19 protein-coding genes and 1 tRNA gene are annotated in these 25,718 nt (G+C 41.0%); 7 read left to right on the forward strand and 13 right to left on the reverse strand.

Going from position 1 to position 25,718, the window contains the following annotated elements; genetic code table 11:
- Nucleotides 1-782: 782 nt before the first annotated feature.
- Genes QSE00_RS23415 through QSE00_RS23430 form a run of 4 tightly spaced genes read right to left on the reverse strand, consistent with a single transcriptional unit; the run spans nucleotide 783 to nucleotide 7,460 of the window.
- Nucleotides 783-4,271: an efflux RND transporter permease subunit gene (locus QSE00_RS23415; RefSeq protein ID WP_110358573.1), complete on the reverse strand. Its 3,489-nt coding sequence runs from the start codon at nucleotides 4,269-4,271 to the stop codon at nucleotides 783-785.
- 7 nt (nucleotides 4,272-4,278) lie between these two features.
- Nucleotides 4,279-5,448, reverse strand: a complete 1,170-nt coding sequence (locus tag QSE00_RS23420) for an efflux RND transporter periplasmic adaptor subunit (protein ID WP_286107744.1) — start codon at nucleotides 5,446-5,448, stop codon at nucleotides 4,279-4,281.
- Between the two features lie 22 nt (nucleotides 5,449-5,470).
- On the reverse strand, nucleotides 5,471-6,811 hold the full coding sequence (locus tag QSE00_RS23425) for a TolC family protein (RefSeq protein WP_286107755.1): 1,341 nt from the start codon (nucleotides 6,809-6,811) through the stop codon (nucleotides 5,471-5,473).
- Nucleotides 6,812-6,854: 43 nt separating this feature from the next.
- Nucleotides 6,855-7,460: a TetR/AcrR family transcriptional regulator gene (locus QSE00_RS23430; RefSeq protein WP_110358571.1), complete on the reverse strand. Its 606-nt coding sequence runs from the start codon at nucleotides 7,458-7,460 to the stop codon at nucleotides 6,855-6,857.
- A gap of 160 nt (nucleotides 7,461-7,620) precedes the next feature.
- Here QSE00_RS23430 and QSE00_RS23435 point away from each other — a divergent pair, with 160 nt between their 5' ends.
- Nucleotides 7,621-8,595, forward strand: a complete 975-nt coding sequence (locus QSE00_RS23435) for a polyprenyl synthetase family protein (RefSeq protein ID WP_286107745.1) — start codon at nucleotides 7,621-7,623, stop codon at nucleotides 8,593-8,595.
- 28 nt (nucleotides 8,596-8,623) lie between these two features.
- Here the strand turns inward: QSE00_RS23435 and QSE00_RS23440 are convergent, their stop codons facing one another.
- From QSE00_RS23440 to QSE00_RS23455, 4 genes are all read right to left on the reverse strand, one after another.
- Complete coding sequence (locus QSE00_RS23440) at nucleotides 8,624-12,034, reverse strand: HEAT repeat domain-containing protein (RefSeq protein WP_286107746.1); 3,411 nt, start codon at nucleotides 12,032-12,034, stop codon at nucleotides 8,624-8,626.
- 65 nt (nucleotides 12,035-12,099) lie between these two features.
- Nucleotides 12,100-13,254 carry a lycopene cyclase family protein gene (locus tag QSE00_RS23445; protein WP_286107747.1) on the reverse strand — a complete coding sequence of 385 codons (1,155 nt, stop codon included), beginning with the start codon at nucleotides 13,252-13,254 and terminating at the stop codon, nucleotides 12,100-12,102.
- Between the two features lie 88 nt (nucleotides 13,255-13,342).
- On the reverse strand, nucleotides 13,343-13,831 hold the full coding sequence (locus tag QSE00_RS23450; RefSeq protein ID WP_286107748.1) for a thioredoxin family protein: 489 nt from the start codon (nucleotides 13,829-13,831) through the stop codon (nucleotides 13,343-13,345).
- A gap of 5 nt (nucleotides 13,832-13,836) precedes the next feature.
- Nucleotides 13,837-16,140: a TonB-dependent receptor gene (locus tag QSE00_RS23455; RefSeq protein WP_286107749.1), complete on the reverse strand. Its 2,304-nt coding sequence runs from the start codon at nucleotides 16,138-16,140 to the stop codon at nucleotides 13,837-13,839.
- A gap of 79 nt (nucleotides 16,141-16,219) precedes the next feature.
- Here QSE00_RS23455 and QSE00_RS23460 point away from each other — a divergent pair, with 79 nt between their 5' ends.
- Genes QSE00_RS23460 through QSE00_RS23475 form a run of 4 tightly spaced genes read left to right on the forward strand, consistent with a single transcriptional unit; the run spans nucleotide 16,220 to nucleotide 18,567 of the window.
- Nucleotides 16,220-16,876, forward strand: a complete 657-nt coding sequence (locus QSE00_RS23460; protein ID WP_110358574.1) for a metal-dependent transcriptional regulator — start codon at nucleotides 16,220-16,222, stop codon at nucleotides 16,874-16,876.
- A gap of 2 nt (nucleotides 16,877-16,878) precedes the next feature.
- Nucleotides 16,879-17,700, forward strand: coding sequence for a ZIP family metal transporter (locus QSE00_RS23465; RefSeq protein ID WP_110358568.1), 822 nt, complete (start codon nucleotides 16,879-16,881; stop codon nucleotides 17,698-17,700).
- Between the two features lie 44 nt (nucleotides 17,701-17,744).
- The gene (locus tag QSE00_RS23470) at nucleotides 17,745-18,176 is read left to right on the forward strand and encodes a hypothetical protein (RefSeq protein ID WP_110358567.1); all 432 of its coding nucleotides are present in this window, start codon (nucleotides 17,745-17,747) and stop codon (nucleotides 18,174-18,176) included.
- Nucleotides 18,177-18,180: 4 nt separating this feature from the next.
- Complete coding sequence (locus QSE00_RS23475) at nucleotides 18,181-18,567, forward strand: DUF423 domain-containing protein (protein ID WP_286107750.1); 387 nt, start codon at nucleotides 18,181-18,183, stop codon at nucleotides 18,565-18,567.
- A gap of 3 nt (nucleotides 18,568-18,570) precedes the next feature.
- Here the strand turns inward: QSE00_RS23475 and QSE00_RS23480 are convergent, their stop codons facing one another.
- The 5 genes from QSE00_RS23480 to QSE00_RS23500 all read right to left on the reverse strand — a co-directional run bounded on the left by QSE00_RS23480 (nucleotide 18,571) and on the right by QSE00_RS23500 (nucleotide 23,863).
- Nucleotides 18,571-20,103 carry a carboxypeptidase-like regulatory domain-containing protein gene (locus QSE00_RS23480; protein WP_286107751.1) on the reverse strand — a complete coding sequence of 511 codons (1,533 nt, stop codon included), beginning with the start codon at nucleotides 20,101-20,103 and terminating at the stop codon, nucleotides 18,571-18,573.
- Between the two features lie 140 nt (nucleotides 20,104-20,243).
- Complete coding sequence (locus QSE00_RS23485) at nucleotides 20,244-20,393, reverse strand: hypothetical protein (RefSeq protein WP_181422988.1); 150 nt, start codon at nucleotides 20,391-20,393, stop codon at nucleotides 20,244-20,246.
- Between the two features lie 95 nt (nucleotides 20,394-20,488).
- Nucleotides 20,489-22,726, reverse strand: a complete 2,238-nt coding sequence (gene feoB / locus QSE00_RS23490) for a ferrous iron transport protein B (protein WP_286107752.1) — start codon at nucleotides 22,724-22,726, stop codon at nucleotides 20,489-20,491.
- Nucleotides 22,723-22,965 (reverse strand): FeoA family protein, encoded by a 243-nt coding sequence (locus tag QSE00_RS23495; protein WP_103438986.1) that lies wholly within the window; start codon nucleotides 22,963-22,965, stop codon nucleotides 22,723-22,725. Before QSE00_RS23495 ends, feoB begins: the two co-directional genes overlap by 4 nt.
- A 223-nt stretch (nucleotides 22,966-23,188) precedes the next feature.
- On the reverse strand, nucleotides 23,189-23,863 hold the full coding sequence (locus QSE00_RS23500; RefSeq protein WP_286107753.1) for an SCO family protein: 675 nt from the start codon (nucleotides 23,861-23,863) through the stop codon (nucleotides 23,189-23,191).
- Nucleotides 23,864-24,025: 162 nt separating this feature from the next.
- Between QSE00_RS23500 and rseP the strand changes: the two genes are divergently transcribed.
- A complete protein-coding gene (gene rseP / locus QSE00_RS23505) occupies nucleotides 24,026-25,342 on the forward strand; it encodes an RIP metalloprotease RseP (RefSeq protein WP_286107754.1) in 1,317 nt (438 codons plus the stop codon).
- A 104-nt stretch (nucleotides 25,343-25,446) separates the two neighbouring features.
- Nucleotides 25,447-25,520 (forward strand) — tRNA-Asn (locus tag QSE00_RS23510).
- The last annotated feature ends 198 nt before the right edge of the window (nucleotides 25,521-25,718 follow it).

The raw sequence follows: 25,718 nt of genomic DNA on the forward strand, positions 1-25,718 counted from the left end.
GGAATCGCTTTGCCCCATTAAGCTAACCTCTAAAATTACCTGATCAACAAAGCAAGTTCAAAATAATATCAGAAAAACCGAAAAATAAAAGGTCGCCTAATTAGTTTTTAGACGACCTCTTTTGTTTTGGATCATGGCGCAGTTGGGGTCTTGACCAATTGTTGTGTTTATAATAATATTGTTGGTAGCCTAATTAGGAAGAATTCCGTGTTTTTGACTCCTCTGAACTGGGCCCTCAATGGGTAATGATTTATCGACACTATGTTAGAGTAGACATAATAAAGAACCGGCCTATTTTCAATTTCGTATTAAATCAAGTGGTTTTCACATTGGAAGGTGGAAGGCGTCCATAGAGCATTTCACCCAAGTGAAAGCGGCCTGGACGCCGGGGCCGTGGAAAGTGCGTAGATTTAAAGAAATTTAAAATCAGCCTAGCGTTTTTTGGTTCGTTTTTTGGGCGATGCAAAAAATGAACAGGACACAAACTTGAGATAGTAAATTATATGTTTTTGTAATTCACACACAACTTTTAGGATTGATCCCGCAGTTGGTCATGCTGCTCATTGTTCAAATAAGGGAGCGTGGCTTTAGACCATAACCTGGCTTTCAAAATCCATGGTATTTGGCCGGGTTTACCAGACTTGGATTGGGAGCCTAAGATAACTTGGGTGATGGGGTATCTCTGCCAAAGGGAGGGGAATGACTGAATTAGGGAGGAGGCTAGAACAAAAAAAGAGCCTGTTTTACCAAAACAGGCTCTTTTCTATTGGGTTGCCAACAACCTAAGCTGCTGCTACTTCCTTAGTTTTTGGCTCACCACTGCCCCTTAGGGCTATTTTTATCCTGTAGGTAATATTAAATAATACAGGTACTATGATCAATGTTAGGAAGGTGGCCACTATCAATCCAAAAATAACTGTCCAGGCCAAAGGACCCCAGAACACCACATTGTCTCCACCTACGTAGATGTGCGGATTAAATTCTGAAAATAAGGCAAAGAAGTCGATATTTAAACCGATTGCCAGGGGAATCAACCCTAAAACGGTGGTTATTGCCGTTAGTAGTACGGGTCTCAACCTTGCCTTTCCTCCTTTAATAATAGCTTCTGTTGCATCTTCCCTGGTTAAAAGGGCCTTATCATCCATGCCAAGCTTTACCTTCTTACGGTCTATGAGTATCTGGGTATAATCCAGTAGAACCACCCCGTTGTTTACCACAATACCTGCCAAGGAAATTATTCCCATCATCGTCATCATGATTACAAAAGACCATCCGGTAATCATCAGGCCTCCAAATACCCCTATAAAACTTAGGAAAATAGCAATCATAATGATCAATGGCTTGGAAATACCGCCAAATTGAAATATCAAAATCAACATAATAAGTCCCAAACCGGTGAAAAACGCCCCGACCAAGAACATCATCTGCTTGTTTTGCTCTTCTATCTGTCCGGTATAGTCTATTTTAATATCGGCAGGAAGGTTTTTAAATTCTTCCATTTCCTTTTGAATCTCGGCTACGATGGCCGCCGCATCCGTAAATCCAGGTTGAAGTCCGGAATAGACGGTTACCACTCGTTTATTGTCCCTGTGTTTAATGGCACTAAAGGCCGAGGTATTTCTTTCGGTGGCTACGGCTGAAATAGGAATTTCCTTGATCTTGCCCGTAGACGGGTCCCTAAAAATGATATTTTGGTTAAAAAGGGCACTTTTATTATATCTTAAATCTTCGCTAAAGCGGACATTGATATCATAATCATCCCCATCTTCCTTAAAAACCCCAGCCTTTTCGCCGAAAAGGGCCCTTCGCAACTGGTTCCCCACCTGCCCTACGGAAACCCCTAGTTCACCTGCCTTCTTACGGTCTACGGCAACTTGCATGGAAGGTTTACTTTTGTTTACATCTATCTTTATTTCTTCTATACCGGCGATGTTTTTGGTATTGATAAAGTTTCTGATATCCTCTGCGGTATTGATCAGTTGGTTGTAATCTTTCCCTTCCAATTCAATGTTAATGGGATAACCTGCTGGCGGGCCATTGGCCTCTTTTTCCACGGAAATGGCCACACCGGGATAAATACCACTTAGTCCGGATTGAACCTTGGCACGGATTTCCTCCGTATTTACACCTCGTCTATATTTAAATTCACTGAAGTTGACGGTGATTTTGCCCTTATGGGGCATCTCTGCCGAAGAACCTCCATCGGCCAAGGGGTTACCGGCACCTTCACCAACCTGGGATACGGCGGTGGTAACAATGAAGTTTTCCCCATTGTGAAAATAAGCCTCGTCATTGACAATACTATAGACCCTTTTTTCAATATCAAGGGTAATTTCATTGGTTTTTTCTATGGCAGTACCCTCTGGGTATTCTATATAGACATATATTTCATTGGGAATATTGTCCGGAAAGAATTCTATTTTGGTTCTTCCACTGCCCACAGACATGCCAAAAAGCATAAACACAACCACTAAAAGCATCGCTGTTATTCCAAAATACCAGTAAACATTTCTTCCCCTTAAGGCATGTACCAATCTTTTCTCATACCAGTTTTCAAAACGGGTCATCGTATTCTTTTGAAAGCGTACTGCCCATTTTTTCAATACGTATTTGTATACCCAAAACATGGCTGCAGTTAAGATCATTACCGAGCCCAATCCTCTCATAGCCCCACCGAACAATAGGATCAATAAGCCAAGACCTCCCATAACAATACTAATACGTACCAGCTGTTTTAAGGTAAGTTCTTTTTCCTTCGTGTCCATGAAGTTGGAAACCAGCATGGAGTTCATAAAAATGGCTACAAACAGGGAGGATCCCAAAACTACCGATAAGGTAATTGGAAAATAGATCATAAACTGTCCGAATATCCCTGGCCATAATCCAAGCGGCACAAAGGCCGCTACAGTGGTGGCAGTTGAAATTATAATGGGAAAGGCAATTTCACCAATTCCCTTTTTCGCAGCTTCAATACGGGGCATTCCCTCGTCCATTAGGCGATACACGTTTTCTACCACCACTATACCATTGTCTACCAACATTCCCAAGCCCATGATCATTCCGAATAGAATCATGGTATTAAGAGTGTAGCCCAACCAGGACAGGATCATAAAAGACATAAACATGGACATGGGTATGGCAAAGCCAACGAAAAGGGCATTGCGAAAGCCTAAGAAGAACATTAAGACCCCAACCACCAAAATAATTCCGAAAATAATATTGTTGACCAAGTCATCTACCTGGTTGAGCGTTCTTGTTGATGAATCGTTGGCTATGGAAATATGAAGGTCCGGAGGAAAATAGTTGGCCTTTGTGGTCTTGACTATTTCCTTGATTTGATCCGATGCCGATATGGCATTTCGGCCTGCTCTCTTTTTTACATCGAGCATCACCACACTTTCGCCAAATTCCCTAGCGTAGGTAGTTTTGTCCTTTTCGTCAAAATGAACGGTCGCGATATCTTTTAAATATACCGCTCCATTGTCCGATTTTACCACAAATTCGTTCAGCTGGCTAGGATCTTCAATTTCGCCCAATATGCGTATGGTACGCCTTTGTCCACCAACTTTTAAATTACCAGCGGACATGGTCATATTGCCATTGCCTATGGCCTGCATAACGTCGTCAAAACTAACCTTGGCCGCCATCATTCTATACACGTCCACCGCTACTTCCACTTCTTTTTCCTGTGCTCCACGAATATCGGCTTTTTTTACTTCTGGGAGATTTTCAATTTCGTCCTGCAGATATTCGGCATATTCCTTTAATTTCTCTACAGGATAATCCCCGGTAAAGTTGATGTTCATGATAGGAACTTCTTCGGAAAAATTAAGGTCGAACACATTGGGTTCTACTTTGGCCCCGTTAAAGGTAGGCCAGTCTTCACTTGCTTTTTCACCATCAACCTCATCCTTTACCTTTTGTTTTGCCGCTTCAACGGTAATCTCTTCGTCGAACTCAACAGTAATAATGGAATAATCCTCCTGCGAGGTAGAAATGATTTCCACCACATTGCTAATATTCTTTAGTTCATCCTCCAAGGGATCCGTTATCAATCTCTCAATATCCTCCGCTGTATTACCAGGATAGGGGGTGCTTATATAGATCTTGGTTTCAATGATTTCGGGGAAGTCCTCCCTGGGCATGGCCAAATAGGATGAAAACCCGATCCATAAGAAGATACCGATCATTACATATATAACCGACGGGTTATCTATAGCCCATGACGATAAGCTAAATTCCTTGTCTGCGTTTTTTTGTAGTTTGCTCATGGACTTGTTAGTTTAAAACTTTTACTTTTTGACCATCTTTAACGCTTCTGGCGCCTTCTTTAATGATATGATTTCCAGTACTGATTCCCGAGAGAACCTCCACAAAACCATTTTGGGTCTTGCCCGTGGTGATGATAATCTTTTTGACTACTGCCTCGTTTTCCGCATTTAGGTCTTCGGCTACGTAGGCATACTGCTCTCCATCCGCATTTTCTGAAACAATACTTTGTGGAATAAGAATGGCATTTTCGCTGGTATAATCGTTCAATTGTACCTTGGCGCTCAAATTGGGCTTAATGGTCCCAGACTTGTTGGGTACAGGGATTTCAACCGTAAAAGACCTATTGCCGGGATTTATAAAGTTTCCTGTTTGCCTAATATTGGTCATAATACTATCGCCTAGGACTGGGAAATAAACTTTGGCTTCCTTTCCATTTTGTATACTGCCAAGATAGGTTTCCGGTACCTCCACTACTATATACATATCGGAAAGGTTCACTATTCTGAAAATTTCTGATCCAGCACCGGGGGCCACCACTGTTCCCTGGTCCTTTATTACATCATCTATAATTCCGGAAAAAGGAGCCCTAATGGTGGACTTGCCTAATTGGCTCTCCATTTGCTTAACCGTATTTTCGGATGCCTCATAGTTGGTCTTGGCCTGTAAATACTGAATCTCGGAACCTATTTTTTGTTCCCACAATCTTTTTTGGCGCTCAAAGGTGGTCTTTGCCAATTGGGCCTGGGTTTTGAGTTGCTCCAGCTGGCTGCCCATACCGCCATCATCTATAGTGGCCAAGATTTGACCCTTGTTAACCTGTTGCCCTTCCTTTACATATACCCTTTGCAATACACCTTGCATCTCTGGATAGATCAGTACATTCTGTTTTGTTTTTACGTCCCCTTGTAGGTCAAGGTAGTGGTCAAATTTTTGGGGATTGGCTATAACTGTGGTCACCAGGGGAAGGTTTTCATTTCCGCTCATGGAGCCTATTACCGAATCCAGTTTTTTCATTTCGTTTTCCAGCGCTTTTTGTTGTTCGAAAAGTTCGCTTTTTTTGGCTCTCAGAGCATTGAGGTCAGCTGCTGAGATAAGATCGTCGACCGTTTGTTGATTGTCGTTTCCACAAGAAACCAATAGGGTTCCCAATACGAATATTTGAAATATTTTGTTCATAGTTGTTTGTTCTAGGTTGATGTTATAGTTTACTGTTAAGTACCGTTTCCAATGCCGTTTTCTTGTTGATGACCTCTACCATGGATTGCAAGTATTCCTGTTGTGCAGAGTACAATTGCGTTTGCGCCTGTCTTAGCTCAAAGCTGGAGGCAAGTCCTTCCGCATATTTTATTTCGTTTTTCTTTTCAATACGCTCTGCCAAGGCCAAATTTTCGCTGGCAGTGTTATACTGCTCAATGGAAAAGAGATAGTTGCTCTTGGCTGTTTGGTGTTGTAACCGAATATTTTGTTCGGTCTCGGACAATTGGGTCCTTGCTTTTTCCAAAGCTATTTTTGCCCTGGCCGTTTTTGCACTTCTTCCTAAGGAACTGAAGATGGGAATATGCAAATCCAATCCCAGTACGGACGAATCGAACCAATCCGTATCATTACTAAAAAAGTTGAATTTGTCACTGTAGGAAGTACTTCCATAATTCACAAAAGCATTTAAGGTGGGTAAGGCCAAACTTTTCTGAAGTTTAAGCTCCAATTCCCTTTGTTGGTTAAGATTGGTAACTATTTTAAAGTCGATATTGTTGTCAATTACCAAATCTTCCTCCAAAAGATTTAAACGGATTTGTTCCTGGGCCAGATCGGATAGGGTTTCATTTAATTTGGTAGGGGCGTCTATATCCAGTCCCATAATTAAATTTAACATCTGTAAGGTAATGGTCTGGAGCCTCAAGGAGTTCTTTAGTTGATTGTCAATAGAGGATAGGGTAATTTGCAATTGCTCAACGCTTTCTTCATCGCCGAGGCCATTTTCGAAGAGTTTTTGGGTCTCAAAGAGATTCTTTTCCAAGTTTGCCTTGTTTTTTTCCAAGATGGCAACGCTTTCCTGCGATAATAGCACATTGCCATAGGCTTCAACAACAGCGGTGCGTACCTCCAATTCTGTCTTTTCCTTGTAGTTGCCGCTATAGGCAATAAAGGTTTTTGCCGCCTGAATTCCAACAAGATAAGATCCGTCAAATATCTGTTGTTTCAATGTTGCAGTGGCACTGGCAGTTTGTGGCTGTCCAAAAACAATGGGAATAAAGGTTCCAGGCGCTTGGCCCGCTAATTCACCGGGCAATAACGATACAGGTTGCTTTAGTTGATTTTGATAGCTTATGGCTCCATTAATTTGCGGAAGCCCCGTAGCAATGGTTTCCCATTTTTGCTTTTTGGCATCCAACAGATCCCGATCGGCATTAATGGCACTGTAATTATTTTCAAGGGCAAAGTCGATAGCTTCTTCCAGGGTGAAGCTATATGTTTGTTCCTGTGCATAGGAACAAGTAGCTGTAAATAGCACAAAGAGTGCTAAAAGACTGTTTTTCATATTGTTATAGTTAGTGTTTTTTGAGTGGTTCATTAATCTGTTTTTATTCATGTGTAGAATCAATGATATCATTTAGTATCTTTCTGCCCTTTGGTGTTACAATTCCGCGCAAATGATATTCCAGAAAATAATCCTGTAACTCTTTTGCGGAGAAATTGCCCTCTGGAAAAAAGCGGTCATCTTTAATACTGGCCACTCCCGAAATATAGATACGCGATACAAATTCTACATTTAAATTCTCCCTGTATATGCCTAGCTCCAATCCTCTTTTAATATTGTTTACGGTGCAGTCTTGCATAATCTCGTATTGCTTTTTCCTAAGATTGGCAAAAATTTTAGGATAGTATTTCTGCAATTGATATTGGGGGGAAGATTTTTCATCCTTTAAGTGGGAAATGACAAATTTTTTAATATCGTACAGTTCCTCTATAGGATTCTTTAAATTGGCACATATCAATTCTACACCTGAATTTATTTGGCCCATTAGACTAAAAGTGCATTCCTGCACCAATTTTGTTTTATTTTCGAAATGGGTATAAATCGTTTTTTTTGATATTCCCATTTCATTCGCCAGATCGTCCATGGTAACGCTTTTGAATCCGAGATTCAAAAACATATCCGTTGCCTTTTCCAAAATTTTTTCTTTCATAGAGCAGGCAAAGATAGTATTGGAAACTTATAAAACAAAAAAAGTTTCCTAAGTTTTACGTTTTCTTAACATTTTGGACTTTCACTTTCTTTTTGCGTCGGTAATTGTTTCCCTATGGTAGGTGATTCCTTTTAATGTATTTTTGAATAAAATTGCCATTATGCAGAGTATTGAACAATATAGGTCCGAGTTTTTGGCCCATATGGAAAAAAAAGTGAAAGTTAAGGAACCGCTACATCTATATGAGCCGATTTCCTATATCTTAAATTTAGGCGGGAAGCGATTAAGGCCGGTATTGACATTAATGACCACTGATATTTTTGGGGGCGATTATATAAAGGCCCTGGACGCTGCGTTGGCCATAGAGGTATTTCACAACTTCTCTTTGGTTCATGATGATATTATGGATGGGGCGCCATTGAGAAGGGGGCAGCAAACACTGCATAAAAAGTGGGACTTGAATACTGGGATCCTTTCCGGGGATGCCATGTTGATATATAGCTATCAGTTGTTGGAAAGTTATCCTGATGCCACCTATAAAAAATTAATGAAATTGTTCGGTAAGACCGCCTTGGAAGTGTGTGAAGGTCAGCAATATGACGTGGATTTTGAGAGCAGGGAAGATGTTACAATTCCGGAATACCTGATCATGATCCAAAATAAAACTGCAGTATTGGTGGCAGCGGCCATGAAAATGGGAGCCATAATTGCAGGGAGACCAGACGATTTGCAAGATTTAATATATGACTTTGGAAAGAATCTAGGTATTGCTTTTCAATTGCAGGACGATTTTTTGGATGCTTTTGGGGATCCAGAGAGCTTTGGAAAGCAGATTGGGGGCGATATAATTGAGAATAAAAAGACTTATTTGTATTTAAAAGCCTTGGAAATGGGAACCTTGAAGCAGGCACAGGAATTGGAACACCTGTTTTCCATTAAACCTATGGACCCCACCGACAAAATATCCACCGTAAAGGAATTGTTTGAAGAGACAGGAGCAGTATCTAGAACTATTGAAGAAATAAAGATTTATACCGATAGGGCCTTCAAAACCTTGGAAAAGCTGAAACTGGAACCAGGGAAAAAGGACCTATTAAGGCAGTTTGGCACTGCCTTAATGAATCGTGAGGTTTAAGATGGTATAGTATATTATTGGGGTCTGGTCAATCCTTTTTCAGATTGGTCAAAAATTCTATTACATCCCTAATTTCCCTTTTGGACATAATGCTCCCCATGGGTGGCATCCCCGAGGCCATATTTTGTCTTTTGTCTATCCTGGACAAGGCAATTTCCATGGGTTCCGCATCCGAAGTCCTTAATATTAACTCATCCTCGGTTTCTTCTTCCAATATTCCCGTAACTGTTTGTCCGTCCTTTAGTGTAACGGTAACCATTCCATACCCTGGGGACAAACGTGCGCTTGGATTGATCAAGGCTTCAAGTAGCTGTTCCCTGTTCAAAATATTACCTATATTGTCCAAAGCAGGACCCACAGTTCCTCCGGCACCACCAAGGGCGTGGCATCTAACGCACTGTCCGGCCGAATTGGTATTAAAATACTGAAAACCTGCCCTTCTATTTCCTCCATTAAGCGTCTCGGTATAAGCCTCCATACCGTCTCCATGGGCTTTTAAGATGTCCAATTGAGCAATAAGCTCTTCGGATTGGGTAGCCTCAACAGCCTCTGTTAAATCCAAGATAACTCCATTGGAAAGTTTTTTGTTATTACCCTGTTTTATTAGGGAACTTAGGACGTCCTTGCTTTTTTCAATCGGCATTTCTCCCAATACACTCAATATTTTTTGTTGTTCATTAATAGATCCACTTTTAAATATGGGCTCTACAATAGCGGGCAATTTTTCTTTGGGGATATCTACTTGGGTTACCAAACCTACGGCTACGGTACGCACATCCCTATCTTTATCTGCCATCCCGATTCTCATGGCCTCTTCAATATTGGCGTAATTTAAAGCGCCAAGTGCGGTTAACATAGCAGACCGTACCTCTGGGGAAGCATGACTTTTCATGATAGTTGCCAATTTGGAATTGTAACCTTCTATCTGGAGGGCACTTATGGACTTGGCCGCAGCCACCAAAATAGTAGGATTTTTATCCTTTAAAAATTCGGGGATATATTTTTCTATTCCCTGTTTAACGGCAAGGGCATCCCTATTAATTTCGCCCCTATATCGTCCGTCCACCCTATCCAAAACGGAAGGGGAGGCCCAAGAACCTATGGCGGCCAATGCTTCACCCCTTAAGGTGCTGGAGACAGTTGTTCTACGTGCAAAGTTGATCAGTAGGTCCAGCTCCCTATCTCCTCCAACCCTAAGTGCGGCATTGATACTTCTTCTCAACAATGGTTCTGAGGTAAATCTTTCTTCTTTCAGCAAGGCGGCCAAGGCAGGTAGGGCAGGTTCAATGGACCAATCATCATTTATTGCCCTAGCGGCCTCAGTAACAATATACTCATCCTGGTCCTTTAAAAATAAGGCCACCTGTTCATTCTGTAATCTTCTTAAAACCAATACAGCGGCAATACGTAAACTTCTGTTTTTGCTATGGGCCAGGGCAACAATTGGTGCAACTTCCCCTATTCTTGATAATGCCAGTACCCCGGCATGTCTTAGATAGAGGTCTTCGTCCTTATTAGCTTCCAGCATGGTCAAAAGTGGCTCAACTGCATTTTTTTCCGCAATCCTACCCAGGGCTTGGGCGGCGAAAAATCGTACCCGTGCATTTTCGTGTTTAAGTAGGGAAATGAATTCCTTGCCCGCATTGTTATATTTAACATCACCCAAAATTTTGGCGGTCTGTGCCACAATTTCCGGGTCATTATCCTTTAAAAGGTTCAATAAGGGTTGGGCCCTTTCCATTTTTTTTCGTGCCACCTGCCCTATGCCCCAAATTGCATGGATTCGGGCCAGTTGGTTTTCCTTTTGATCAATGGCAGTTACAAAGGCTTTGTAGCCCTTGTTATCCCTATCTGCCAGTTCAAACTGGGCTTTTTGGCGAATGCGCATATCGGGATAAGAAAGGAATTGGATCAATTTGTCAATGTTTTGATCTGTATAGTCCAAAGTCATTAATCGCTCAGTTTCCATACGTTCCGCTTTCAGGTCGTTTTTGTGCTCAGCAACATCTAATTTCCATACACGACCATAATTTTTGGTATCCCAACCGTTCATCCAATCTGCAATATAAAGAGCACCATCGGGGGCGAAACGAATTCCCGTAGGTAGGATTCCACTTAAAATATCTTGTTCCTTATTTAGTTCAAAGGAGGCACCTTTCGGTTTAAGGTCGAAACTCCATATATGTGATCTACTGGGATTGCCAACAAACTCTACCAGAAAGAATTTATTTTTCCATTCCTTGCCCAAGGCGGTGCCCGGGTTGTAGGCCATTCCTGTAGGCCCATTGTGAAAGTTCATAATGGGCGGTATAATATAGGCGGCCTGACCCTCCCAATGTGGAACGAATAGTTTTTCATCCATCCAAACATTGTACCCATTGTTTTTGGGGTCGGTGTATTTGCCATATTGCCAGTTAGAGCGCCAACCTGCATCCGATCCTTCCACTATATATACCAAGCGTTCGCTTTCTCCGCGGTGGTCCCCGTCATTGTCCGCAGTAATAATATTACCGTATTCGTCAAATACAAATTCGTGGGTGTTACGCACACCGGCCGCGAAAACTTCAAAATCGCTGCCATCGGGATTGGATCGGACAATAACCCCCTGATTTGGGTATTTGTGATGTATCCCATCAGCAGTGGTAATATTGGCACCTATATCCCCAATACCCCAATAAATTCTTCCGTCAGGGCCTTCAATGGCTCCCGACATTCCGTGACCACCAAAACCTATATGAACCCCATATCCATGGGAAATGGAAGTTTTATCGTTCATTACGCCATCTCCATCCTCATCGGTAATTCTCCACATATCCGGGGCAATACCAACGAACATATCATTTTTTCTAACCAACAAAGCTCCGGCAACGTCCGATTTTTCTTCGTGAAAATCGTTCAGAATTCTAGTCGCCACATTAGCATAACCAGTAGCATTTTGATCTTCTAACTTCCATATTTCCTCTTTTTGTACCGTAAGGTCTCGCCAATCATGGATACTATCCTTGTTCAGGTCCTTTAGCCACTCGTTTTCAGCACTTTTTTCGGTGGCGAAGGTTTGGTGCAGGAAGTTTTTTCTATCCTCCACGGATTGCATGGCAATGGAGGGTGTCATCCAATGTCTAAATCCCCTAATATCAAATTCTGAATTTTTTTGGCGATTGGTCCTGGTAAGGTAAATGTTTCCATAGTCGTCCACCGACATGGCCACCGGATCCGGAGCCAGTGAATCCGAAGCCCATAAAGAGAGGGTTAACCCATCCGCGACTTGGGCCGGTACATTTTCCCTTATTTCCTTAAATCTGGTTCGGGCCGTTGCCGTATCTTCCTTTATAACCAATAAGGGTTCTTGTGGTTGTTGGGGTTTTTTATTGCAGGAAATGGCAAAAAGGCCAAAAAAAGATAGAATTAAGGCAGTTCTGAGGAAAAATATGGTGCGCATAGGAGTTATCATTTTATAAATTGTAAAATATACGTGTATATATCAGTATTGTAAAATAATGCTTGTTAAATTAAAAATATCCTGCGCACAAAGGCTTTGATAAACTCTTTTTTGGGGCAGGCCAAAATAATGCTTAGGTCTTGCCAAATTGTAGATTTTTCATCTAAAAAGGCAAAGATTTTTTGTGGGGTCCGATTTTTAAACAATTGTCCAAAAATTAACCGCCCCTTATGGTTGTCCTTGTATAGAATATCCAATAAAAGGAGGTCGTAAAACCAAAATCGGTCCCTCTTTGAAAAGGTATTTAGGGGTTTGTCCTTTTTTAAAAAGGGGATTAAGGCCTGTGTTTTATGAACCGTCCGCATAAATGTATAGCCGGAACTGGGCTTGGCCCATCCTCCTGCAACCCCGATATGTAACATGTTTGTGCTATTGTGAAGGTTAAAATCATAGCAGCTCATGGGGATACTTCCTTTTTCCTTTTCTATTATTTCGTATTCCTTACAATTTAGATCATCATTAAGATATGTTTTTATAGCTTCGTCATATTCGTGATCAGGGAGTACCTCTTTGGAAAACAAAGTGTATTCCACCAAAGCTTGCATTTCGGAAAATGGCAGTACATACATAAAACGGGTATTTCCTTTTTGCGGGACGGAAAAATCCATAAAAGTAGCCTGGTTCCTATCAAAGGTAGGCTTGGAGGTTTTTACAAACCAGCCTATAAAATGTTGCTTTAGAACGGGGTATCTGGTTTGTTTTAACAGTGGCTTATAATCAAAAATACTATTAAATATTCTTTTGCCCTTAAACGTATCAGCATCAGTGGAGACGATAACTTCATGGCCCATATCCTTAATATTTTTTACGTTCCCTTCTAAAAAAGTGATGTTGGCGTGGTGATTAATTTTGTCCCGATACGCATGGTAAAAATCCTCTGCGCGAATCATCTTATATTCATAGGGGGCAATGGGTGTGTGTTTGGAATAATGATCATCCCCTACAAAAATATGGTCCCAGGTTTTGTGTAGAATGGCATCAAATGCACCCCTGCCCTTTTCCCAAAAACACCAGGTGCGATCATTGGGTTTGTTCAAGTCCTTGTCCAACAAAAGAATTGATTTTTCCGAAAAGAAACTATCCTTCCCCAGTGCGTCGGCCAATAGCAGACCGGAAGCACCGGCACCAATAATAATGTAATCGTATGTGGCCTTGGACATGGTCTCTTTTTGATACAGGATATTTCCAAAAGTACAAATTCTATTTATAGAACATACATTTACTAGAATGGTAAAAGTGTGCCTTTGATTATGGTGTTTTTTCAAGTATTGAGAGCAATTGTTCCGCGTCCAAATATTGGAAATATCGCGCTTGGGCTTTAAAGGTTGAATCCATTAAAACTATTGCGGGCAAGGTAAAGGGGGCATTTTTTCTGCTGGATAACAGAAGGGGAATTTCGTGCATTGGATTGCGTTTATTGCTTTTTTTATTGGTGAAGCTTTGTTGTCCAAAAACTATGGTGTCGGTTGTTTCCACATTCATTTTCACGGCATAATAGTCTTTGTTGAGTTTGTGGACTACCTTGGGGTCTTTGAACGCTACCTCGTCCATTTTTAGGCAGGGGGAACACCAAGCCGCATAGAAATCGATAAATACTTTTTTGGGATGCACCTTAAGGGAATCGTGCAACTGCTCGAAGCTGATCCATTGTACCTCGGTGTGGGCTTGGGCATAAGTAATGCAGGAGCCAAAAGTGGTTAGGCCCAAGAATATCCATAAAGTAAGCCTTCTATTCATACTTCTTACAATGATTTGATCCTTAGTCCAACAAAAACGGTTCTGGGTGCTCCTGGGCCATAGACGTAATTACTATCCCTGTTTTTGCCCAGGTCGAAATCGTTCTGGTAGGCATTCGTCAAATTTTTCACCCCTCCGAAAACCTCCATTCCCGTTTCAATATTCGGAAATTCAAAGTTGTGGCCAAGTCCTAGGCTTAGTTCCGTGAAGTTGGTGGACTTGCTATATTCGTCCAGTGCCTGCCCGGTTTCCTCCCCACCAAAATGAACCAATTCCATGGAGCCTGTATGTACTATATTGGCACTGGCGCTCCATTTTTTGGTGGGTGTATAGGTAAAGGTGGCGTAACCATAGTGGTTTGGAGTTCTCAAAAACGCCCTTTTTCCCTCCAAACCTTCAATATTTTCCACGGCATTATCGTAGAGGCTGGATTGAAGGGTTAAACCTGCATCGATTTGAAATAAATAATCATAATTCGCCCTTGTCTCCAAGGTTATCCCTTTTACAGTGGCACCGCTACCGTTTCTTTTTTCGAAACGTTCACCGAATTGGTCTTCTCCCAATGGATAAAGATAAAAGGCATCATTTAAATGGGTATAGAATCCCTCTAGGGTGAAACCTGCAATAAAATGTTCCTTGGCCTTGTCGTAATTCACTGATGCCGTAAAACTGTTGGAGCGCTCTTCCTTTAATGTATCCGATAGGGATATGCGTGAAATACCACCTCCGGCAAAAGCGATATGCAAATCGGTATCAAACGCTTGCGGAGCCCTGAAACCTGTGCCCCAACCCAGTCTTAATTGTGTCCCTTTTTTCCATTTGTACAATAAAGCAAGTCTAGGACTTATAATGGCCCTGTCCACGAGGTTGTGATGGTCTATTCTAAATCCGGAAAGAAAATTCAAATCTTTGGTTATGTCCCAATCATTTTGGATAAAACCGCCGAGGTTTCTTGTGGTCTGGTCTATTTTGTAATTGTAGGCTTCAATTACATCCAAAACCTCGTCATATACATACTCCGAGCCAAAGGTGAATACAGACTTGCCTCCTAAAAAGGTATTGAATCTATGATTGTATTGTAGCCCTCCCTGATGTGTGCTAACATTGGAAATGCCATAGGGAGGGTCCGCATAAAACTGGCCCAATTGGGGTTCTTCATCCGGGATTATGCCCGTATAATGATCGCGATCTGTATATTGACCGCCATAGTAAAGAATCAAAGCACTCTTTTCTTCATTAAAATTAATTTGATAGTCCAAACTGCCCATGAGTACGTTATGGGTCCTTTCTTCCGACTGCAGGGCCAAGTGGGCGGGTTTGTCCACCATTTCACCTCCATAGCGATATTCATTGATACTGCTTATACTCGCTTCCAGTTTTTGGTTTTCTTGGGGAATGTAAAAGAAATTGGCACCAAAGGAGTTGTTTGTTAGCTGCGGCAGCTCGGAAAAATTATCACCATTGGCATCATAGGTGTCACGGTCCCGCTTACTGACGAAGAAAGTGGCTCCGGCATTTCTTTTGGTGTTTACTACGGTTGCATTTCCTACAAGAAGGTGGTCGTCACTATTGTTGCCCATACTTTGATAGGTATAGGTGAGGGAATAATCGTTTTGCCTTGGAATCTTGGTCATCACGTTTACGGTTCCCCCAATAGCACTTGACCCATATAGGGCCGAGACGCCACCACGGACTATTTCGATCCGCTCTATCATATTGACAGGAATCTGCTCCATGCCATATAAGCCGGTAAGGGGACTAAATATGGGCCTCCCGTTGATAAGAATTTGGGAATAACCTCCTTGGAGCCCGTTTATACGCAATTGGGTATAATTGCAGGTTTGGCAATCGGTTTCAATGCGGAGGCCAGGTTGAAATCTAAGGCCTTCGGACAGGTTACTTGCCACCACTTTATCCAGGGTTTTGCTGTTGATCAAATTTACGATTACAGGGGAGTCGGTTCGTCTTTTGTCGGTGCGGGTACCCGTAACCACTACTTGTTCCAGGCCCATAACATCTTCATCCAATTGAAAATTCAATTGCAAAGGAAGGGAGTTGTTAAGGGTAATTATTTTTTGCACGGCTTTGTATCCTATGCTTTTGCATTCCACGGTATAGGTTCCATAAGGCGCTTCAAGGAGGTACTGTCCCGCTTCATTTGTAGTGGAGCCTATCTGTGTATCCTTAAGTTGTATAGTGGCCCAGGGCAAAGCTTCTCCTTGGGACATGACCTTACCTGCTAGGGTTGTGGTTTGTGAATAAAGGTTTAAAAGAGGTAAAAGAAGACTGGACAACAATATGTTTTTCATTGGTATAAAATTAATTTTAGACAAATCTAAAAATTTGTTTTTATAAATAAAAATGTATTTTTGTATAAAGAAGTATTTAATGACACGTTCGGAAGAAAACTATATAAAAACTATTTTTCATTTGGGAAGAAAGGGTACCCAGGAAGTAGCCACCAATGCTATTGCCGAACTAATGGAAACCAAACCTTCTTCGGTTACGGATATGATCAAGAGACTGTCCGAAAAGGATCTGGTGAACTACAAGCGTTACCAGGGGGTTTCCTTAACCGACTTGGGTAACAAAACGGCGTTGAATATTATTAGAAAGCATAGGCTTTGGGAGGTATTTTTAGTGGAGAAGTTGGATTTTTCCTGGGATGAGGTGCACGAAGTGGCGGAGCAATTGGAACATATTAAGAGCGACAAACTAATTGATAGTCTTGATAGACTTTTGGCATTTCCCAAGTTTGATCCACACGGAGATCCCATACCTGATAAGAATGGTGGATTTAAGGAACGGGATAGGGAGTTGTTGAGTGAAGTTCCGGTAAATACGGGAGGTGTATGTGTTGGGGTCAAGGACTCCTCCGCTACCTTTTTAAAATTTTTGGATAAAAACGGCATAGCTTTGGGAAACCGGATAAAGGTAATTGAAATTGAAGAGTTCGACGGTTCGTTGAATATTGAAATTGATGGTAGAAAAATGCAAATTTCACATGTCATTGCTTCCAATTTATATATTAAAGCAAGAGAATAATTATGAAGGAGGTTATTGATTATTTTGAAGCTATTGACCCCATTTTGGCTGCTTTTTATGCCACTTTATTTACGTGGGGATTAACGGCTTTGGGAGCTGCCCTGGTCTTTTTCTTTAAGACCATGAACCGAGCAGTGTTGGATGGTATGTTGGGCTTTACCGGGGGTGTTATGGTAGCGGCCAGTTTTTGGAGTCTTTTGGCCCCGGGAATAGAAATGAGCCCTGGGGAAGGGTTTGTAAAAGTTGTTCCGGCAGCGGTTGGATTTCTTATGGGGGCATTGTTTCTTTTTGGCTTGGATAAGGTTTTGCCGCATTTGCATATCAATTTTAAGGAAAATGAAAAGGAAGGGATTAAAACCCCTTGGCATAGAACCACTTTATTAACTTTGGCAATCACCTTGCACAATATACCTGAAGGACTTGCTGTTGGGGTATTGTTTGGCGGTGTGGCCGCTGGTTTTGAAGGGGCCAGCATTGGAGGGGCGGTTGCCCTGGCACTTGGAATTGGGCTTCAGAATTTCCCCGAAGGTTTTGCTGTTGCCATGCCGTTAAGACGGCAGGGCCTAAGTAGAAGAAAGAGCTTTATGTACGGTCAGGCTTCAGCTTTGGTAGAGCCTATCGCTGCAGTATTGGGAGCTTGGGCGGTTCTTACTTTTCAACCTATTTTGCCCTATGCACTAGCTTTTGCGGCAGGGGCTATGATATTTGTTGTGGTGGAAGAGGTAATCCCGGAAACCCAACAGGATAAGTATACGGATATAGCCACCATGGGTTTTATAGGGGGATTTATAATTATGATGACGCTCGATGTGGGCCTAAGTTGAAATATTTTGGTTTGATTGTTGTAATCTCTATCTTCATTTAAATTATGGGAAATACTGAAAAAAAACATTGGTTGCTCAACTTGCTAATCGTAATTACGATAATTGTTGTAGCCTTGGCATTTACGGCACATTACAAAAATTGGATAAAGACAGAAAAGGAGGAGTTGGAAATATTATCCGGAATCTATTTCGTTAAAATCCCATATGTAGAAATGGATAGTGTTACCATGGTGGAAAAGATACCTTCCATGGAACGCATCAATGGATTTTCCGTGAAGGAAAGGGAAAAAGGTGTTTTTAAAGAGGATAGTCTAAGTAAAAATAAGGTGTATGTTTATGTGGACCGACTTTCCCAGCCCAAAATAAGGTTGGTATATCAAGATTCCATGAAACTATTTTTAAACATGCCCGATAGTACGGAAACCGAAGCAATGTATCGGTTTTTATCCAACAAAATTAATCCCCCTAAAAAATAGCTCTATGGTTCTTTTAGTACATGTAATGGGCTCCCTATACGGTCTTTTAGCGGTAGTTTTTGGTGCCTTTGGGGCACATGCCTTAAAAAAGACCATGAACGAACAACAGTTAAAAAGCTTTGAAACAGGGGTGAAGTATCAAATGTACCATGCCATTTTATTGCTGGTAATAGGATTTAATTTTAATCTTGAAACTACCTTGGAACGTTATATGGTTTATTGCCTTATTATGGGGGTATTTCTTTTTTCCTTTAGTATTTATGGACTTTCCATTAGTGCTGCCAAAGGAAAAAAGCTAAAATTTCTGGGGCCAATAACCCCGTTGGGTGGATTGTTATTGGTAATAGGATGGACATTGATGCTCTATTCCTTTGTTCAGAATTTAGTGTAGCATCTAATCAACCTCTACTTGGGCCGTAAAATCCTTAATGGCCTGGTTGGGCTCCAATATGTTATATCCCTTCCAAAATTCTGGATCGTAGTTGGGCATGTACGTGGGTAGTACGCTGTTGTCCTCCTTAATTGCATTGAATTCCTGTGAGGTTATTTCTTGGGTGTCGAAAAGGATCAGTTCGTGCTTATTGATGCCACTGCTTGCCATATCCAATTTTATGTAAAGCTCATTTTGTTTGTTCCTTCCTTTTACTCGTTTGTTGAGTTCAATAATCTTTAAAGGTCTTTTTATACCAACTTTAGCCCCCATTTCTTCTTCCAAATATCGTAAATGATAAAAACCATCTTCATTTTTCGAGAAGATCATTTTGCCCCTGTCCAAATATTGGTCCAAGGAAATCCCTAAAAGCTTGAAGGTTCTTAAAGATTTAACGTTGTTGTAATCCAAGCGGATAATGGCAAAATCATCGGCATTGATATATAGCCTCCCCTTGTAGTCCGCACCCCTTTTTGGCTCAAAATCCAAAATATACACAGCATCATCTCCCCAATAGGTAAAATCTATCATTTTAAAATGGTAGCGATTGTCTTTGTTGATGAAGTTGAGGTCGGAATCCTTTAGAAAGAATTGTTTTTCCATAATTTTCCCCAAACTTCCCTTTTTAAAGGAAGCAAAATTCTTCTTGCGGTCTTCCTCCTTTTTTTTCTTTTCTGCCAGTTCCTTTTTCAGGGCCTCGGCATCGGTAGAATCGGTTTTGAAGGTCATAAATTCGTCCGCGTCCACTTTGGTGCCAAATAAGCCCGATTTAATTTTGAAATAGGAATCGGGCTTTATGTTTTTCTTTAGGATGTCATTGAACTTTTCTTCCAACGATGTGAGGTCCAATTCACTTTGCTTATCATAAAGTTCCGAAGCTTTAATCAGTGTAAGCTTTTGATTGTCCTTTTCATAATTCCCATAAAAGTCGCCCAGAATCTCAGTGTAACGACTGGATTTCCTTGGGATGGAATTTAGTACACTGTCCAAGAATCTCTCGTTGAGGGCATCTATGGTGGATTCTTTAAAGGTGTAATTGGATTTGGTGAGGTTTTGATGGTAGGAATCCCTGAAAAACACTCGTTTTTTGGTGAGATTGGTACTGTAATTTCTGTCGATATTGATTTTTACCTGTTCAATGAGTTCTTCCGCAGTATATTGTTTGTTGCTGACTATTACAGGATTTAGTGCGATGGGTTTTGCACTTAGAAAAATAACGCTTTCCTTAAATTCGTTCAAAGGCTTGCCCAAACTTTCATAACCCATGCACGAAATAAAAAGGGAGTCGGTTTCCTTGGTGTTTGGGTCCAATAGTAAACTAAAACGTCCTTCCTCATTGGTAATTACCCCTTTTTTATTGGCCAGTAAAATTGTAGCGTATGGAATAGGTTGTTGGGTAGCGGAGTCTTTTACAACGGAGGTAACAACTTGGGCCTGAATGCAGTTGAATCCGAAGGCTGCCAAAACAAAAGGGAATAAGGTCTTAAAATTGCGCATACAAGTCATCTAATGAACACCAAATTAAGGAATTGGATTTCTGAATGCAATGGACTTGTGAATAATTTAAGACACAATTTTACAGTTTCTCTGCCAATCGCAATGGGTGTTTACTATATTGGATAGGCAGTATTACAAGATTAATGGCAACCACAATCCCCATCACCACAGGTTTTGGAACTGCGTTTTTTTCCTGCAAACAAAGATTTTGGCAACAGGAATTTCTTTACGAGATACCCGAATGCCAAGGCTACTGTGATATAGACCAGTATGTGTTGAAGAATACTCATTGTTGTTACTCGTTTTGAACCTGGAACAGATAAAAGTAATTATTTACCTATTGGAACCATGGTCCGTTATATTTTTTCTTTTTTTAATATCCTGATTACTTTAAAAGTTGGTAGGCTATCAAAGCTACAATATACGCAAAAAGACTCATAAATACCAGTTGTGCAGCTGGCCATTTCCAGGTGTTTGTCTCCCTTTTTACTATGGCCAACGTACTCATGCACTGCATGGCGAAGGCATAGAAAAGTAAGAGGGAAATGCCAGAGGCCAAATTAAATAGGGGCCTTTTTGTTCTTGGATCTATTTCGGCCGCCATTCTATTTTTAATGGTATCCTCCTCATCACTGCCCACACTATAGATGGTAGCCAAGGTGCCAACAAAGACTTCCCTTGCCGCAAAGGAAGTAAGGACCGCAATACCAATTTTCCAATCGTAACCCAATGGGCGCACCACAGGTTCTATAGCCTTGCCCATATAGCCCATATAGGAGTTTTCCAGTTTATAACTGGCAATTTCCTGATTGGTGGCCTTTTCCTGTAAGGTGATTTCCTTTAATCTTATAGAATCTTGTAATGCTGCCTGATCCATAGCATAGACATTTTTTCCAATGCTATCCTGTAAGGCCAATTTATAGGAAGCCAAGGTACTTTCAATATTGGTGTTGTTGAAATCCGAAAACCCTTGTTTTTCAATTTGCTCCCTTACAATTTCTTCGGCATTGGCAAAATTATCCGAAAACCCATTGGACCCCAAAAACCACAATATGATGGAGATGGCCAAAATAATTTTACCGGCTCCCAATACAAAGCTTTTGGTTTTTTCCCAAACGGTATAAATAACGTTCTTGACGAGTGGGAGCTTGTAATTGGGCATTTCCATGACAAAAAAGGTCTTGCTCTTGATCTTCATGATCTTGTTCAAGATCATCGCAGAAAATATAGCTGCTCCAAATCCTATAAGGTATAGGAGCATTAAGGTCAATGCCTGATAGCTTAGTCCCAAAAACCTTCCTTCGGGTATAACCAGGGCAATAATGATCAAATATACCGGTAACCGGGCCGAGCAGGTGGTAAAGGGGGTTACCAAAATGGTAATAAGTCGCTCCTTCCAGTTCTCAATGGTCCTAGTAGCCATAATAGCAGGAATTGCACAGGCCGTTCCCGATATTAAGGGGACAACGCTCTTGCCGCTTAAACCAAACGGGCGCATCAATTTGTCCATTAAAAATACAACCCGGCTCATATAGCCAGATTCCTCCAAGAGGGCAATAAAAAAGAACAAAAAGGCGATCTGGGGAATAAAAATAACGATCCCTCCTATTCCGGCGAGAATTCCTTCCGCTATCAAATCGGTAAATACGCCAGGAGGCAATGAGTCCTTTACCCATTCACTGGCAGAAGCAAAGGATTCATCAATAAAATCCATTGGGTAGCTGCTCCAGTCATAAATGGCTTGAAATATTGTCAATAGGATAACGAAAAAGATAAGATATCCGAATATTTTATGGGTCAAAATCTTGTCCAAGGTGGCCCTGAGACCTTTGGCGGCATTTATGTCTACCATATAGGCTTGCTTTAGGATGCCATTTATAAATTGATACCTAAGAATGGTTTCCTTCTGTTGAAGTCTTTTTAACTCGGATTTGGATTTGGTGGCAAAAGAGGCGGCAATGGTAATTGGATTCTTTTCAATGGGCATAAAATTAACATCCTGTGTAATTACCAGCCATAGTTTATAAAGATCTTCTTTTGGAAAGGTTGATTTCAATTTTTCGAAATACTCGGGTGCAATTACCGTTGTATCCACATTGGGGGTTATGGATAGGTTTTTATAGTCGGCGATCAGTTCCTTAATTCGGTCAATACCCGTTCCTTTTCTAGTACTTACCAATGCAATTTTGGTATCAAGCTTTTCTTCCAGTAATTCTATATCCAGGGAAATACCCGTTCTGGACATACGGTCGGCCATATTGATGACCAGGATAACAGGAATTTTAAGATCCTTGATTTGTGTAAAAAGAAGCAGGTTTCTTTTTAGGTTTTCCACGTCGCTGATGACTACGGCAACGTCCGGAAAATCCTTGTCATTTTTGTTGAGCAAAAGTTCTACCACCACACTTTCATCCAGGGAGGTGGTATTAAGGCTGTAGGTCCCTGGTAAATCCAATATATGGGCCTTTACACCACGCGGAAGTTTACAGACCCCTTCCTTTTTCTCTACGGTTATGCCCGGGTAGTTACCAACTTTTTGTTTTAATCCGGTAAGCTGGTTAAAAACCGAGGTTTTACCAGTATTGGGATTGCCTATAAGCGCAACCTTGATCTGTTTGCTCATAGTGGAGAATCTTCAATAATTTCTAACTCTATTAAGGCAGCCATGGAACGTCTGATAGCGATATGTGTACCGTTAACGTTAATATAAATCGGGTCTTTAAGAGGGGCCACCTGTACCAATTCTATTTCGTTGCCGGGGAGGCAACCCAATTCCAACAGTTTAATAGGGAGTATTCCATCGGCAAATTCCTTGATGATTCCCTTTTGCCCTCTCCTTAAATGTGCTACGGTTGTAGTCAATTTTTATTTAGATTGATTTTAATTAAGCACAAAAATAAAAGAAAAAGATGAAGTAAGGAGGTAAAATAATAAAAAGTTGATGCTTAAAAGTCCGGTTGCTTCGGAATGAAGGGTAGAAGCTATTATTTTCAAAGAAACAAAGCCGGGAATTAAGGTTTTGGAATAGGAAAAGCCACATATCATTACTACATTATAATTAACTGTATTGCCTTAGGGAACATTGTCATTCTTTGTAGCTCGATTTCAATATTTCCAGATCGGTTAGTAATTTTTCCATGTCTTCCGAACTGGTACCGTCATAGAATCCCCTTATCCTACGTTCCTTATCTACTAGGACAAAATTCTCTGTGTGTATCATATCGTATGGACCTCCATCGCCATCGGTCTTAACGGCCATGTAGGATTTTCGGGCAAGTTCATAGATCTGTTGCTTGTCTCCGGTGACCAAATTCCATTTGTTATCCATAACCCCTTTTTCCAAGGCGTACTTTTTTAGTTGGGGAACGGAGTCAATGTCCGGCGTCACCGAATGGGAAAGCAGGAGAACATCCTTGTCGTTCATAATTTTATCTTGAAGGCCGGCCATATTTTTTGTCATAATGGGACAAATAGTGGGGCAGGTGGTAAAGAAAAAATCGGCTATATAAATTTTGTTGTGGTAGTCCTTTTGGGTCACCATTTTCCCATTTTGATTGGTCAAGGCGAAATCGGCAATGGTGTGGTATTTTTTAACGTGTTGCAGGGTGCTGTCCACCAATTCGAAATTAACCATGGCAGGTTGATATACCGGCAGTATTTTTTTAGGTTGCAGGGCATTATAAAAGAGGGAAATGATTACTCCCGATATTATCAGAAGCACTATGCCGAAGAATTTAAATTTGGCAAAAAACGAACGCATTTTTTTTTGACAAAGGTAGGTTAGAAACCTATATATTTCAAGTAACTAAACGGTGATCCCTACTAAATGTTTCTTAAAAAGGCCCTTAGGGGGAATAGATTTTTTTTTAAGACCATGTAATAATGTACTTTTGTGCGTTTTTAAAGTTTAAAAAAATACTTAATGACGATAACAATACAGATTGTACAGTTTGTACTCATCATATCCATTTTGGTAATTCTTCATGAATTGGGCCATTTTCTTCCGGCAAAATATTTTAAGACCAAGGTAGAAAAGTTCTATTTATTTTTTGATGTGAAGTTTTCTCTTTTCAAGAAGAAAATAGGGGATACGGAATACGGAATTGGCTGGTTGCCCTTAGGAGGCTATGTAAAGATAGCGGGGATGATAGATGAGAGCATGGACACCGAGCAAATGAAGCAGGAGCCGCAGCCTTGGGAATTCCGCTCCAAGCCGGCATGGCAACGTTTAATTATTATGACAGGTGGGGTTATTGTAAACTTTTTGTTGGCTTGGGTGATCTATACTACAATGTTGGCAAGTAATGGTGATACCTATATTCCGTCCGATAATTTAAAATATGGTATTCTGGTAGACTCCATAGGGGAACAGTTGGGGTTGAAGACCGGGGATCAAATTTTGATGGTGGATGATAAGAAGACCAGAAAATTCAAAGAGACAGTTTTAGATATCATACTTGGGGATGAGGTAACGGTTAAAAGGGACGGTCGGGAAATTACCGTACCATTGTCGGATGAAGGAAAGGAGACCGTTTTTGCAACCCAGGGAAAGAACTTCTTGGATTACAGAAAAAAAGCGATTATCGCTAAAGTGGTTCCCAATTCTGTAGCCGAAAAAGCGGGCTTGTTGCCAGGAGATGCAATTATAGGGGTAAATGGGGAGTCTACAGAGTTTTGGGATGAATTGGTAACAAAAATTCAGAGCTCTGCCAATCAAGAATTGGACATTAGCGTTTTGAGGAACGGGACTACGAAACATTTGGGCTTGACGGTTCCCGAAGAGGCCAAAATAGGGATAGAGTTGGATATTACCGATCTTAGGGTTACCGATAATTATAGTTTCCTGGAAGCTATCCCGGCAGGTTATAAACGTACCATTCAGGTATTGACGGATCAAATAAGGCAGTTTAAGGTAATCTTCAACACCAAGACGGGTGCTTACAAACAGGTGAAAGGGCCAATAGGAATTGTGGAATTGATGCCGGAAACTTGGAATTGGACCTTCTTTTGGAATTTTATGGCCATGTTCTCGGTTTGGTTGGCATTTTTAAATATTCTGCCTATTCCGGCATTGGACGGGGGGCATGTAATGTTTTTGTTATACGAAATAATTTCAGGAAGAAAGCCAAGCGAAAAAGTCTTGGAAACGGGTCAAATAATTGGTTTCGTTATACTTATGGGGCTCATGGCAGTGGTATTCGGCAATGATATCTGGAATATCATCAAGAAGTTTATGTAGGGGAATTAAATATTTTTGAAATTTAGGTGCAAATCAGCCATTATTTGTTTGGCGTATTTGAAAAAACATTTATATTTGCACCCGCTTAGGCGATAAAAATACACTCCTCCTTAGCTCAGTTGGTTAGAGCATCTGACTGTTAATCAGAGGGTCCTTGGTTCGAGCCCAAGAGGGGGAGCTTGATAATCAGGCAGTTACATGAAAATGTAGCTGCCTTTTTTAATTTTCAGCGTGCTTTCAGCGTGCTTTTTTTGGATCAAGTCCGAAATCTGGGTTTTTACCATTTTAAGAATATAATTTAATCAAGCGATATAAGAAGTATTCCGTATTCCTGACTCCCCTAAATTGTGATCTAAAAGCCTTTACTTTGGCATTA

Origin of the sequence: Arenibacter flavimaris (genome assembly GCF_030291335.1) — a bacterium.
Classification (GTDB): domain Bacteria; phylum Bacteroidota; class Bacteroidia; order Flavobacteriales; family Flavobacteriaceae; genus Arenibacter.

Excerpts from the sequence above, each read along its gene's own strand:
- rseP (WP_286107754.1), top strand. The coding sequence starts at position 24,026 with ATGACGATAACAATACAGATTGTACAGTTTGTACTCATCATATCCATT.
- QSE00_RS23475 (WP_286107750.1), top strand. The coding sequence starts at position 18,181 with ATGGTTCTTTTAGTACATGTAATGGGCTCCCTATACGGTCTTTTAGCG.
- feoB (WP_286107752.1), bottom strand. The coding sequence starts at position 22,726 with ATGAGCAAACAGATCAAGGTTGCGCTTATAGGCAATCCCAATACTGGT.
- QSE00_RS23460 (WP_110358574.1), top strand. The coding sequence starts at position 16,220 with ATGACACGTTCGGAAGAAAACTATATAAAAACTATTTTTCATTTGGGA.
- QSE00_RS23465 (WP_110358568.1), top strand. The coding sequence starts at position 16,879 with ATGAAGGAGGTTATTGATTATTTTGAAGCTATTGACCCCATTTTGGCT.
- QSE00_RS23430 (WP_110358571.1), bottom strand. The coding sequence starts at position 7,460 with ATGAAAGAAAAAATTTTGGAAAAGGCAACGGATATGTTTTTGAATCTC.
- QSE00_RS23485 (WP_181422988.1), bottom strand. The coding sequence starts at position 20,393 with ATGAGTATTCTTCAACACATACTGGTCTATATCACAGTAGCCTTGGCA.
- QSE00_RS23455 (WP_286107749.1), bottom strand. The coding sequence starts at position 16,140 with ATGAAAAACATATTGTTGTCCAGTCTTCTTTTACCTCTTTTAAACCTT.
- QSE00_RS23480 (WP_286107751.1), bottom strand. The coding sequence starts at position 20,103 with ATGCGCAATTTTAAGACCTTATTCCCTTTTGTTTTGGCAGCCTTCGGA.
- QSE00_RS23445 (WP_286107747.1), bottom strand. The coding sequence starts at position 13,254 with ATGTCCAAGGCCACATACGATTACATTATTATTGGTGCCGGTGCTTCC.
- QSE00_RS23425 (WP_286107755.1), bottom strand. The coding sequence starts at position 6,811 with ATGAAAAACAGTCTTTTAGCACTCTTTGTGCTATTTACAGCTACTTGT.
- QSE00_RS23440 (WP_286107746.1), bottom strand. The coding sequence starts at position 12,034 with ATGCGCACCATATTTTTCCTCAGAACTGCCTTAATTCTATCTTTTTTT.
- QSE00_RS23500 (WP_286107753.1), bottom strand. The coding sequence starts at position 23,863 with ATGCGTTCGTTTTTTGCCAAATTTAAATTCTTCGGCATAGTGCTTCTG.
- QSE00_RS23470 (WP_110358567.1), top strand. The coding sequence starts at position 17,745 with ATGGGAAATACTGAAAAAAAACATTGGTTGCTCAACTTGCTAATCGTA.
- QSE00_RS23415 (WP_110358573.1), bottom strand. The coding sequence starts at position 4,271 with ATGAGCAAACTACAAAAAAACGCAGACAAGGAATTTAGCTTATCGTCA.
- QSE00_RS23420 (WP_286107744.1), bottom strand. The coding sequence starts at position 5,448 with ATGAACAAAATATTTCAAATATTCGTATTGGGAACCCTATTGGTTTCT.
- QSE00_RS23450 (WP_286107748.1), bottom strand. The coding sequence starts at position 13,831 with ATGAATAGAAGGCTTACTTTATGGATATTCTTGGGCCTAACCACTTTT.
- QSE00_RS23435 (WP_286107745.1), top strand. The coding sequence starts at position 7,621 with ATGCAGAGTATTGAACAATATAGGTCCGAGTTTTTGGCCCATATGGAA.